The organism is Vibrio harveyi, from assembly GCF_030060435.1.
Taxonomy (GTDB): domain Bacteria; phylum Pseudomonadota; class Gammaproteobacteria; order Enterobacterales; family Vibrionaceae; genus Vibrio; species Vibrio harveyi.
Window position 1 is genome coordinate 2,059,630 of record NZ_CP125876.1, and the last position, 12,841, is coordinate 2,072,470.

The 12,841-nt window shown below is 45.2% G+C and carries 9 protein-coding genes; 7 read left to right on the forward strand and 2 right to left on the reverse strand.

Going from position 1 to position 12,841, the window contains the following annotated elements:
* The first annotated feature begins 128 nt into the window (after positions 1 to 128).
* Both QMY49_RS25640 and QMY49_RS25645 read left to right on the forward strand, forming a co-directional pair.
* The gene (locus tag QMY49_RS25640; protein WP_074051612.1) at positions 129 to 2,486 is read left to right on the forward strand and encodes a fatty acid cis/trans isomerase; all 2,358 of its coding nucleotides are present in this window, start codon (positions 129 to 131) and stop codon (positions 2,484 to 2,486) included.
* 18 nt (positions 2,487 to 2,504) lie between these two features.
* Positions 2,505 to 2,696, forward strand: coding sequence for a hypothetical protein (locus tag QMY49_RS25645; RefSeq protein ID WP_005447215.1), 192 nt, complete (start codon positions 2,505 to 2,507; stop codon positions 2,694 to 2,696).
* Positions 2,697 to 2,794: 98 nt separating this feature from the next.
* Here QMY49_RS25645 and torS read toward each other — a convergent pair whose 3' ends face one another.
* Positions 2,795 to 5,758, reverse strand: coding sequence for a TMAO reductase system sensor histidine kinase/response regulator TorS (gene torS, locus QMY49_RS25650; protein ID WP_009697255.1), 2,964 nt, complete (start codon positions 5,756 to 5,758; stop codon positions 2,795 to 2,797).
* 43 nt (positions 5,759 to 5,801) lie between these two features.
* Here torS and torT point away from each other — a divergent pair, with 43 nt between their 5' ends.
* A complete protein-coding gene (gene torT, locus QMY49_RS25655) occupies positions 5,802 to 6,851 on the forward strand; it encodes a TMAO reductase system periplasmic protein TorT (RefSeq protein WP_080654193.1) in 1,050 nt (349 codons plus the stop codon).
* A 64-nt stretch (positions 6,852 to 6,915) separates the two neighbouring features.
* Positions 6,916 to 7,371, forward strand: coding sequence for a methylglyoxal synthase (locus QMY49_RS25660; protein WP_005447220.1), 456 nt, complete (start codon positions 6,916 to 6,918; stop codon positions 7,369 to 7,371).
* Positions 7,372 to 7,472: 101 nt separating this feature from the next.
* Here the strand turns inward: QMY49_RS25660 and helD are convergent, their stop codons facing one another.
* Positions 7,473 to 9,542 (reverse strand): DNA helicase IV, encoded by a 2,070-nt coding sequence (helD, locus tag QMY49_RS25665; RefSeq protein ID WP_283315321.1) that lies wholly within the window; start codon positions 9,540 to 9,542, stop codon positions 7,473 to 7,475.
* Between the two features lie 292 nt (positions 9,543 to 9,834).
* Between helD and yccS the strand changes: the two genes are divergently transcribed.
* The 3 genes from yccS to QMY49_RS25680 all read left to right on the forward strand — a co-directional run bounded on the left by yccS (position 9,835) and on the right by QMY49_RS25680 (position 12,758).
* Positions 9,835 to 11,988 carry a YccS family putative transporter gene (yccS, locus tag QMY49_RS25670; protein ID WP_283315324.1) on the forward strand — a complete coding sequence of 718 codons (2,154 nt, stop codon included), beginning with the start codon at positions 9,835 to 9,837 and terminating at the stop codon, positions 11,986 to 11,988.
* Positions 11,989 to 12,218: 230 nt separating this feature from the next.
* On the forward strand, positions 12,219 to 12,380 hold the full coding sequence (locus QMY49_RS25675; RefSeq protein ID WP_009697258.1) for a hypothetical protein: 162 nt from the start codon (positions 12,219 to 12,221) through the stop codon (positions 12,378 to 12,380).
* 114 nt (positions 12,381 to 12,494) lie between these two features.
* Positions 12,495 to 12,758 (forward strand): hypothetical protein, encoded by a 264-nt coding sequence (locus QMY49_RS25680; RefSeq protein ID WP_005447226.1) that lies wholly within the window; start codon positions 12,495 to 12,497, stop codon positions 12,756 to 12,758.
* Positions 12,759 to 12,841 lie beyond the last annotated feature (83 nt).

A 12,841-nucleotide genomic window follows, 5' to 3' on the forward strand; every position in this document is an offset into this window, starting at 1 on the left:
CGAGTGAGTACATTGCCATTGACCTAACGATAACAACTCAGAAATCGGGGCGAATTGCTCCGATTTTTGGTATTTAGCGGCGTATTTTGCTTTAATTAACGCAAATTCAATTTACTCAAAATAACTCAATGAATTTACGTTTAATTTTTACACTGTCTATTGCCACTTTATTTGCGGGTTGTGCGACCTATGCAGGACTAAACTACGATAAACTGTTTGGTCCTGAGCAAGTTCGCGAGCGAACCGCAACGATTGATACCCCACAAGCGGATTTCTTTCAACATGACGTCAAACCTATTGTTGATAATCGCTGTGTGGTTTGCCATGCCTGCTACGATGCCCCTTGTCAGCTCAAACTTTCTTCCGTAGAAGGCATAGACCGCGGAGCAAGCAAAGCTTTAGTATATGAAGGCACTCGCCTCACTGCCGCTGCACCAACTCGTCTATTTGAAGATGCACAAACCACTCAGGAGTGGCGTGACGCTGGCTTCCATCCTGTGCTTAACGAACGTGAGCAGAGCATGGCGGCTAACATGGATGCAGGTCTAATTGCACGAATGCTGCAACAAAAGGAACGTCACCCTCTTCCCGACCAAGTTCAGCTAGAAGGCTTCGATTTTTCTATCGATCGTGAACAAACCTGTCCGACCATTGAAGAATACGCGCAATATGAGCAAGACAACCCAACATGGGGAATGCCTTTTGGTATGCCGAACTTAACTTCAGCGGAGTATCAAACATTGATGCTTTGGTTAAAGAATGGCGCGATCATGAACGCACATGTACCGTTAACCGAGCAACAACAAACAGAAGTAGACAAGTACGAAGCGTTACTCAACAAGGGCTCTCGTAAGAATCAACTTGCTGCTCGTTACATTTACGAACATCTGTTCTTATCTCACCTATATTTCTCTGAATTAGATGGAGAACAACCTCGATTCTTTATATTAGTTCGCTCTGCGACGCCTCCCGGCGAGCCTGTAAAACGCATTACCACACGTCGTCCATATGATGACCCCAAAGTGGAACGCGTTTACTACCGTATTATTCCAGAGCAAGGCACTATCGTGGATAAGACCCACATGCCGTTTGCCTTGAATAAACAACGCATTGATAACTGGAAAAAGTGGTTCATTGATGCCGATTACAAAGTGGCACAACTGCCAAGCTACGAGCCAGAAGTCGCTGCTAACCCGATGACTGCATTCATTGACCTACCAGTGAAATCTCGCTTCAAGTTCATGCTGGATAATGCACAAAACACCATTATGGCTTACATCAAAGGTCCGGTGTGTCGCGGTCAATTAGCATTGAATGTAATTAACGACCGTTTCTGGGTGTTCTTCCTCGATCCAGACAAAGCGGATATTCCCGAGGTGAACGAGTTTTATCGTTCCCAAGCAGACAATTTGAAGCTTCCGGGCGAGTTAGAAAGCAATACCGTACCAGTAACAAACTGGGTGAAGTACTCACGCCAGCAAGCTCGTTACCTAGAGGCTAAATCAGACTTCATCAACAAATGGTTCAAAAACGGCGAGCATCTTTCTACGGATGTGATTTGGGATGGTAACGGCACCAATCCGAATGCAGCGCTAACGGTATTCCGCCACTTTGACAGTGCATCTGTCGTGCAGGGTTTAGTCGGAGAACAACCAAAAACAGCTTGGGTGCTGGACTATGCCCTACTTGAGCGAATTCACTACCTTCTCGTTGCTGGGTTTGATGTTTACGGCAACTTTGGTCATCAGTTGATCACTCGTATGTTCATGGACTTCCTTCGTCTTGAAGGGGAGAGTAATTTCATTGCCCTATTGCCTGCCGATATGCGTCATCAAGAGCACTCAAGTTGGTACCAAGATCAACCGCGTCAGCTAAGCGACTTCTTGCAGCGTAATGTCGCACCATTTAGCCAACCGACTAGCGTTGTGTACCATACTGACGACCCGAAATCCGAACTGCTCGACATCTTGCGCAAGCAGGTTTCACCTATCCTGTTACCACGTTATGACATTGTAGATACCGCACTAACGGTGGAGAGTGAGCAGCAGTTGGCAAGCATCAACCAAGTTCGTGGAGAGGGACTCCAAACTGTGCCGCAAATCACCATGCTGATGGTGCGCAGTAATTCCGGTCAAGATGAGCTGTTTACCCTGCTGCATAATAACGCGCATATCAATATTTCTAGTTTGTTTGATGAAGAAAGTAACCGTGACTTCGCAAATGATGATATGACCATCGTTCGAGGTGTTGTTGGCAGTTACCCAGCTGCGTTTTTCTCAATTAACGAAAATCAGGTAAAAGAATTTGTCGATCAATTTAGTGCTCTAAAATCCGAGTCAGATTACGTTAAGTTACTGGATAATTTTGCGATTCGCCGAAGCTCAGAAAAGTTCTGGCCGTTTAGCGATCGTATCCACGATTGGTATCGTACAAATCAACCGATCGAATTTGGTTTACTTGACTATAATCGTTTTGAGAATCGATGATGATTTAAGGGGGTTCTCATGAGTATCCGAGACAACATTGCCGCTCTCGAGCAACAGATTTACGTTGCTTGCTCAGAGGGGGATTACGATACGGTCAACATGCTTGAGCACCAACTCGAATACTTGCGTGGCAGAATGGAGCATCCGTTCGAAGATGATCCTTATGCATTAGACACTCGGTTTGAGTGGGAAGATGATCTGACCGAATAGAAAAAAACCTCCGGCGTAAACCGGAGGTTTTTGTTTATCGGCATTGATCTACTTGCTCGAATTTACCTTCTGGCTCAAGCAGGTAGCAAAATAGACGTTTATTCAGCCATCAGGTTATCAAGGGCATGAATCGACTCATCAACTTGCTCTTTTAGTGCACCTTGGTGTGTAGCGTACGCCTCCAATGGCTCAGCGGCAATTTCAACACATTGGCATGTATTCATTAATGCCGTCAGACCTAAACTGCCTGCGCTGCCTTTCAATTTGTGGGCAAGATCTTTCACGCCTCGGCTGTCACCGCTTTCTGAAGACGTTTCCATTTGGCTTAGTACATCAGCGCTGGTTTGTCTGAACAAATCAATGATGTGCAGCATCTTTTCTCTGCCCAAAATCTTCATGTCTGACTGAATCACATTAGGGTTGATGATAACCATTGCTGGCTCCTCTGCTATCGTGTCTGTTGTGACCGCCGATTCGTTGTTGTCGGTCGTTGTTGTTATTTCATCATGTGGGATGCATTCCCCGCTTTGAGGAAGCAGCAGCTGTTTGCCATCCAACATATCTTGGATGAGCGCAGCAAGAGCTTCTTTTTCCATAGGTTTTGGTAAGTAGCCATCAAATCCCGCCGCCAAATAGCTTTCCACTTCTTCAGCAAATACATGAGCAGAAACCGCCACCATTGGCGTAGGTGCAAGTGCTTTATCCGCTGGTTTGTTGCGCTCTATGCGTTTAAGGCGGTGGATTAAATCAGCACCGTTACAATCTGGCAAGTTGATATCGACCAGTGCAATGTCGAAATCGTGCTTGTCAATGATCTGCTCCGCCTCTAAGCCATTTTCTGCCATGATAACTTGGTGTCCCATGCTCTCTAAGAAACCTTCCGCCACAACACGGTTTACAGGATTGTCTTCTACTAGCAGAACTTTCGCTTTCACTTTACAACGAGCGCTCGCGATGGAAACCGTCTCTACAGGCTCACTCTCTTCTAAAGGAATGGAAAACCAGAAACGGCTGCCATGTCCTTCGTCCGAATCCACATCCAAACGACCCCCCATTGCTTGAATAATACGGCGGCTAATAGCAAGACCTAACCCGGTACCACCAGTTTGGTTCAAACCGCCTTCAGCTTGTGTAAAGGCATCGAATAAGGTTTTTTGGTCTTTCTTTGCAATGCCAATACCGGTATCCGAGACTTCGAACAGAACTTGCGATTCATCTTCTGGGTTTAAGCTGACATAGATGTCAATCTCACCTTGTTCGGTGAACTTAATCGCATTACCCACTAAGTTATTTAGAACTTGATTGATGCGCGTAACATCCCCTTTCCAGTAGCGCCCTACATCACTTTCGATATGGTAAGAGAACAGCAGTTTTTTCTCTTGCGCTTTGCCGTTCATCAACTGGAATGTGTCTTCAATCATTTGGTGCAAGTCGAAACCTAAACTGCGGATCTCCAAATGTCCGGCTTCGATTTTCGAGTAATCCAGAACGTCATTCAAAATCGCCAGCAACGTTTTACCACTGCGGTTGATGATTTCTGCGTAACGCTTTTGGATTGGGTTCAGGCCGGAATCAATCAGCAGACGTGCCGTACCAAGCACGCCATTCATCGGCGTACGAATCTCATGACTCATAGTAGCAAGGAAGGCAGACTTCGCTCGGCTGGCTTGTTCTGCTTGCTTACGTGCTTTCGCGTGGTTCAACACCTCTTCATTCAAACGGCGGTTTGCTTGTTTCAGCTGAGAAGTTCGTTGCTCAACCAGCTCTTCGAGGTGCTCTTTATGCTCTTCCAATTCACGCTTGGCTTTCGCTTCGCCCTCAGCAACCACCTTGAGGGCTTGCGCCGTATTACGAGCAGTAATGATGGCTTGCCCCATATGCGCCAGCTCATCTTTTCCTTTCACTTCCAGCTCTACCGCTAGGTTGCCCTGCGCAACAGAAAGCAGCGCCGAAGAGTATTCTGTCAAGCGCTTCACGACCGACACGTAAACCACACGCCAAAGAATAAGCACAACAATGATCAAACCAATGATCGAAATGACCGTTAGCGACCACTGCGCAAATTTCAAGGTACTTGTCAGTTGTTCAACCGCAATACGGGTAGTCTGGTTAGAGTCATCCACCAGCTTGTTTACGGTGCTGTTTAACTCAGAGAAAAGCTCAAGCGTTTTTTGCATTAGTTGTTGAGACTGCTCGTTGTTCTCATATTGTTGAAGCAAAATGGTGAAGACAACTTGACGTTTACCCAGTTCAGTAAGAAGTTGGCTCATTTGCTCTGAGCGCGTTGGGTCTTCTACCGCTAACACTCGGCGTTTCATGATTTTTAGGTTGTCTTCGAACGCAGTTTGGATCTGTTGAATGCGGTCTACGTTAGTCAGTGTGCGCGCTTCTTCAATTTGGTTGAGCATCTTGAAGGCGAGTAAATGCAGCTCGTGAAGTCGTTCGGTCAGGTCTAGGTCGACTTCCACTAACGCATCTAGCGCTTGATACACTTGATCTTTCTTGTTGGATTCAAGCAAATCATAAATATGCGTCACGTTCGCAACGGCAATGGTACTGGTGTTTTGCACTTGAGTACGCGTAAGTTGCTCCAACTCTTCACTCAATAAGCGCATTTCTTCTACACGCGTATCGATCTCTTTCGCTAGCCAAAGCTTGCGTTCTACCGTGACACCTAACTCCGCCAGGTTGTTAATGACGTTCTGGACGTTATTTTCCAATGCCTCTAGCAATTGTGAATCAAAAGACTCTCCACCCAGCTCTTTGATGTGAGTAAGTAAGGACTCAAGCTGATCAAATAAGACGCGCCCCGCCTCTTTACGCTCCTGTTCGTTTTGCGCATTGGACAACATTTGAACCGATGAAATGATGCGGGTACTGAGCTCTGACACTTGTCGAGCTTCAATCATTGCTGGTATGGCAGCATCTACCACGTTCCTTTCCGTTTTTGCCACCAGAGAAAACCCTGATACACCGATTAATGCTGATAACATCACCAACATTGCCATCGCAATGAAGGACAATAACAGTTTACGACCGATGCTTGCGGTAGCTAGCAACATATTTTCCTGACCTTAATATTCGTGTTCGGCGACATATTACGTTATATTTTGCAGTGTTTACTTAATCTATGCCAACGAACTTCATTTCATGGTTATAAATCAGCGTTCATTTCGCACAATTTTCAAACAATCTGCGCTAGCAATGACACTTTTCGCTTCAGTGCCGAGTTTTGCAGCAGAGAAAATCTGTGCCATTTACCCTCATTTAAAGGATTCATACTGGCTATCAGTAAACTATGGAATGGTTTCCGAAGCGGAAAAACTGGGTGTTAACCTGCGCGTACTTGAGGCAGGCGGTTATCCCAATAAAACGCGCCAAGAGCAACAATTGGCTTTGTGTACTCAATGGGGTGCCGATGCCATTATCCTTGGTACCGTTGATCCACAAGCTTATGAGCACAACCTGAGAAACTGGGTTGGTAATACGCCTGTATTTGCTACCGTAAATCAACTCGACCTTGATGCAGAGCAAGCCAAACTGCTTAAAGGCGTAGTTGGTGTGGACTGGTATTGGATGGGCTATGAAGCCGGCAAATACCTTGCAGAAAAGCACCCTAAAGGCTCGGGTAAAACCAATATTGCCCTACTGCTTGGTCCAAGAACGCGTGGTGGTACCAAACCGGTTACCACAGGTTTCTACGAAGCAATAAAGAACAGCGATATTCACATCGTGGATTCTTACTGGGCAGATAATGACAAGGAGTTACAGCGTAACCTAGTTCAGCGTGTTATTGATATGGGCGATATCGACTACATTGTCGGTAGTGCCGTTGCGATCGAAGCCGCGATCAGTGAACTACGCAGTGCAAACAAAACCAAGGACATTGGTTTGGTTTCCGTGTATCTCAGTCATGGTGTGTATCGTGGACTATTGCGTCATAAGGTGTTATTCGCTCCAACCGATAAAATGGTAGAACAAGGCCGTTTGTCTGTCCTTCAAGCGACGCACTATTTGCGTCATCAACCGTATGAAAAACATGCGTCTCCACAGATCAAACCATTGACGCCAAAGACACTTCACGACGATACAATTGAAGAATCGTTATCTCCGTCAGAATATAGGCCGACATTCAGCGTTAAGGCTGTTGATTGATAGGCAAAAAGTGTGTTTTATTGAACCGTAACGACTTTAAAATCATAAAAACGGAAATAACTTGATGCAAAAAACAACTCGTACCATGCCTGCGCACAAACATGTGGCATTGGTTGCCCACGATAATTGCAAACCTGAACTGCTTCGTTGGGTAAAAGAGAACAAAGAAAAGCTACAAAGCCATTTCTTGTATGCAACTGGCACAACGGGTCACATGCTAAGCAAAGAAACGGGCTTAGCGATCAAGAGCATGATCAGTGGTCCAATGGGAGGCGACCAGCAACTTGGTGCGCTGATTTCTGAAGGCAATATCGATGTTCTTGTGTTCTTCTGGGATCCGCTAAATGCTGTACCACATGACCCAGATGTAAAGGCACTACTACGTATTGCAAGTGTTTGGAACATTCCTGTAGCAACGAACCGCGCGACAGCGAAGTTCCTATTCAACTCTCCACTGATCGACCAAGAAGTTGATATTGAAGTGCCAGACTACGACGCATATATAGCAGAGCGCACTTAATTCCTCTGAGCGGATCGACTCGTCACAAATAAAACTCATCACAAGTACAACAAAGGCGATACTGAGTATCGCCTTTGTTGTAATCAGATAACAGGTATACCTTATCTTGACGTCACGATGGGATAATCACTATTTACCAGCTCTTGTACAAATGAGGACCCTGCTCCCGTGTGCGTGATCCACACTTTTTCCTTCGCACGCGTAATTGCCACATAGAATAAACGACGTTCTTCTGCGTATGGATACTTGTCTTTCGACTCACATAGCGCACCATCAATATGAGCTTGTTTTTTCTTCGCAGGGAATTGCCCTTCGTCCACTGATAGGATAATTACAAAGTCTGCTTCTCTACCCTTACTCGCGTGACAAGTCATAAAGCGAATATCCAAGTTCGGGAATCGCTTCAACCAGTCATCGTATAAGTCTGGTTTGTGGTAATGATTACGTCCTAACAACAACACAGATTTGGTTTTCTTCGCCTGTTGGTTAAGCTGGTCAAGAATCTTCTCAACTTGGTTGCTTGGTGCTGTGTGAACGCTTTTCTGCTTACGTTGTTTGTGACTGTTTAGTGTCTTCGGTAATTGCGATGGGTTTTCTTGCACAAAGGTATTTGCTACATCACCAATTTGATTGTTGAAGCGATACGTCGTATCCAAGTGATGCACCGTCGAATGAATGAATCTATCTTGGAATCCTGTCGTCAAATCCACATCTGCGCCCGCAAATTGGTAGATCGCTTGCCAGTCATCACCTACAGCAAACAAGGTTGCACCTGCTTGCTTCTCTGTGGATTCACATAGAGCCTCAATCAACGCCAAGCGATCAGGAGAAATATCTTGGTATTCATCCACCATAATAAAACGCCAAGGTGAACTGAATTTCCCTTTCTTAACGTAATCGGTCGCACGACTGATCATGGTTGGGAAGTCCACTTGATTGGTTTCTTTGAGCATCTTTTGCCACGCACTAAAGCACGGCCAGCAAAGTGCCAACTCACTGTTTAAACGAGTGTAGTCTTGGTGATTAACGAGCTTTTCTTGTACTTGTTTCTTAGTTAAACCAACCGATGCAAGTTGAGACAATTGGTTATCTAACCAAGCAATCAGTTTAGGATTTTCCGAGTGACTGCCGAGCTCATCGTCACCTTTCAAGTACGCAATCGGCCATTTATCTAGATGCTTTTGCCAACGCTTAAAGTTTGTTGGCGTCATCCAATGTTTCTTAAGCCAATCAATACACCAGGCTGAGCGCTGATTGTCATCAAGCGCTAATGGGCTGATTTCCACGGGTTGAGTCTCAACTTGATTTAGGATGCGCAAACCAAGTTGATGGAATGTATTAACGCGAACACTTTCTGCCGCCAAGCCAACTTTGTCGACCAATCGCTCTTTCATCTCTTTGGCAGCGTCACGACCAAAGGCCAGCATCAGCAGCTCTTCTGCCTGTGCTTGATGGCTTTGTAGAAGGTACGCCACACGCGCTGTCAGCACACTAGTTTTACCTGAACCAGCTCCGGCTAGTACCAAGTTATGGTCATCGTTAAGGAGCACCGCATGCTGCTGAGAAAGGTTAAGCGGCGAAGATTCAATTCGGCTAAACAGCACTTCCCAGTTTGGGCGTTCGTTCTCTAACCATTCATGGTTACGCTCACTCAACGTCCGCGAGGTTTGTGCAAGCCATGGTTCAATCTCCGCCATACGTTTAGGCATGCGCATTTTCGCTTCTGCCAAACTGGTTTTGATTTCAATGAGCTCTTCGTTCAGTTGAGTCACCCAAGACTGCACTTTTGAGTGAGGTAAGTAGGCTGGAAGATGTTTGAGTTGATACAGCTCATCTTCCCACTTGGGTAGATATTCCGCGAGTTTACGGCATTGGGTGTTATGCCAATCTTGATACTGACGCACGGCTTCGACCGCAAACTTACGACATTGCGGCCAAGGTAAACCTTGCACAAGCCAGCTTTGTTGCTTGCCATCTTGCTCATGAGCAAAAAACTGAAGTGAGCTCCAGAGAAGACCACGTTTCACGCTAACTTTGCCATTCCAAATCGTAAACGGTATGTGTTCTTCACTACCCACTGAGCTTAATAAAACACTGTTTTCTTTTATTTCGACTTGGTAATACTCATTTTGAATAAAAAACTGTGCTTTATTAGAGGCAGTAAGTTGCATGAAAGGTGCGCCTTTTGATATAGAAGTTCCCGTTTTATATCATTTTAGACCGCTAAATTGTAGCGATGGATGAAGCACAAATCGCCTTCTGCCTGTATTCTTAATTAAAATTCACATTACTGTTGAATTTGTGAACAGCGGTATATTCTTTCATCCGTGTAGATTCGTTAAGTCAATGACAAATCTGTTGATTTCCTGAGCAAGTGACGATTTTTATTAAATTAGGTCATAAACGCGCTATAGTGAGTTTGTTAAACTTCTCTCGTTTTCCACCGGCAACGAAAGGCGCATCGTGCAAGCAGCTTTAAAATTCCGCCTCTTTTGGGCAAACAAAACTCTCAACTACAGCATTCTTATTCTGATCACTTTACTAGGCGTCGTGATCCCCGCATGGTACTTCCAGCAAAACACATTAATCACGCCCCTGATTCTAGGTGTCATTGCCGCTGCACTTGCAGAGAGTGATGACAGCTTTACAGGTAGGATAAAAGCCCTCTTTCTCACCTTTATCTGTTTTGCGGTTGCTGCTTTCTCAATAGAGATCTTATTTGATACGCCATGGGCATTTGCGATCGGTCTGTTTATCTCGACGTTCGGCTTCATCATGCTAGGAGCAATCGGACCTAAGTACGCCAGCATTGCATTTGGCTCATTGTTGATCGCCATCTACACCATGCTTGGGGCACATGAGAGTACCAATATTTGGTTCCAACCATTGCTGCTTTTAACGGGCGCTGCGTGGTATTACTTTATGTCGATGATTTGGCAGATGTTTTGGCCAATGCAGCCTGTTCAGCAAAGTCTGGCAACTGTGTTCCTGCAAATCGCCAATTACCTTGATGCGAAAGCCAAGCTGTTTCATCCAGTAACGAACTTAACCCCGCAGCCGATGCGGATTGAAGCAGCAAGATTAAACGCAGCCACCGTAAATGCATTGAATACTTGTAAAGCAACCCTGCTTAGCCGCTCCAAACGCGGGCATATTGATGGTCCGAGTGACCGCTTCCTCAATATCTACTTTATCGCACAAGACATTCACGAGCGCGTGAGTTCCAGCCATTATCGCTATCAAGATTTGGCGACGGAATTCGAACGTTCTGACGTCTTATTCCGCTTTAAGTATTTGCTTGAGTCTCAAGCCCAAGCTTGCCGCGATATCGCTCATGCGATTCGGTTGGGAAACGAGTACACGCACACTGATCAATCCATATTGGCATTAGCGGAATTACAAAACTCATTGGGTTATTTAGAAGAACAACAACAAAGTCACTGGAAGCGCTTATTGGCTCAGTTAACGTACTTGTTCAATAACCTTGCGACCGTAGAAAAGCAGTTGAGTAACATCAACAACCCAGATGCTGAACGATTGGAAGAAGACGTACTGGATGACACCAATCCGCACACGCTTAAAGCAATGTGGCAACGCATTTCAGCTAACTTGCACAAGGATTCAATGTTGTTTCGTCATGCCTTACGCATGTCGATTGCGCTTACAGCAGGGTATGGGATCATTCAAGCGTTCGATATTGATCGTGGATACTGGATATTGCTGACCACGTTGTTTGTCTGCCAACCAAACTACAGTGCGACAAGACAGAAGCTTACTGCGCGCGTGATTGGCACGTTAGCGGGCTTGTTGATTGGCGTACCACTGCTCACCTTCTTTCCTTCCCAAGAAAGCCAGTTGGTCTTCATTGTGATATCCGGCGTGATGTTCTTTGCGTTTCGCATCAACAACTATGGTTATGCGACTGGCTTTATCACCTTACTCGTGCTGTTCCTATTTAACCAATTGGGCGAAGGCTACGCTGTGGTGCTCCCTCGCCTTGCAGATACCTTGATTGGCTGTGTATTAGCGGTTGGTGCTGTTATGGTGATTCTGCCTGATTGGCAATCAAAACGTCTACATAAAGTCATGTCGGATGCAATCGACGCCAACAAGCAATATCTTGGACAGATCATCGGTCAGTACCGAATTGGTAAGAAAGATAACTTGAGCTATCGAATTGCTCGTCGTCAGGCGCACAATACCGATGCCAACCTATCTTCAGCCATCAGCACTATGCTGGCGGAACCGGGTAAGTACCGTACAGCCGTGGATGAGAGTTTCCGCTTCCTTACGCTAAACCACGCGATGTTGAGTTACATTTCAGCACTGGGCGCACACCGTACAAGAATTGAGGATGAGTCAATTCACCAACTCGTTCTGGATGCACACCGTTGTATTCACCAGCACCTAGACGTACTGCACCGACAACTGCATCAACATTGTGAAGAGTGCGATTTGTCCTCGATCGATGACACGAATTTGGAACAACGATTAAATGAGTGGCGTGATGAAGATGATCATTCTGCACGAATGGTGCTTCAACAGCTTCACCTAATCTATCGCATGTTACCCGAGTTGCATTCACTGGCTTCTAAGTTTGCCGTGCGCGTAAACTGATTAAGAACACTGTTCCAGAGGAGTAGGTTATGATTCTACTCCTTTATGATTAGCAGACTTATTCATAAGAATATTCTTACATGTCATTTGACACCATCTGACATTTCTCGGACAAAAAATCACCACTCAAAATCTAATCTAACCATATTAGAACACTGTTTGATTGTGACCATGAGGGTCGCTGAGGTGGGTTGATGAAGGAGAAACCCAAGAAATGTGGGGAGGTCACGATGACTACTCAAGAATTTTATGAATTAAGAAAGAAGATTAATGAACTGACGGCTTCTCAGTTAAAGTCACTTCAAGGTGAAATTAATCTATCCCTTAATAAAAAAGAGAGTCCGCTTCTTTCTTCGGAAGAGCGTGATATGCTTTCAAAACTGTTTGCGTAATCAAACAGTTCAAATAAAGCACTTGCACGAATTATCAACACTTCCTATGCTAACAAAAGCATAAAAAGTGAGAGAGTAACCATGCCAGTATCAGGAATACAGTCCGGATATAATATGATTCAGCTATCGCATAAGATGGCTGAAGGTGCTGCGCATGAAATTCAGCAAGACTTCATAAAAGAAAATGATCTCGCCTTCAATAAAGTCGATTTAGTAAAAGGCAACGAACTTGAGTTCAATAAGGCTTCTGATTTACCTTCTAACCCAATCGAACCCTTGGTAAATCTCACCCAAGCCTCAACCTACAATCGCATTGGTGCTTCCGTTGTTGATAAAAACAACGAAGTCATCGGCAGCTTACTCGATATCCACGTTTAAGCCACTCCTAATTAATACCTGCGAGCAACGGTAATCTACCAGCAGTCAGCGGTCGAACAGCAACAAACTGAACACAAAAAAGC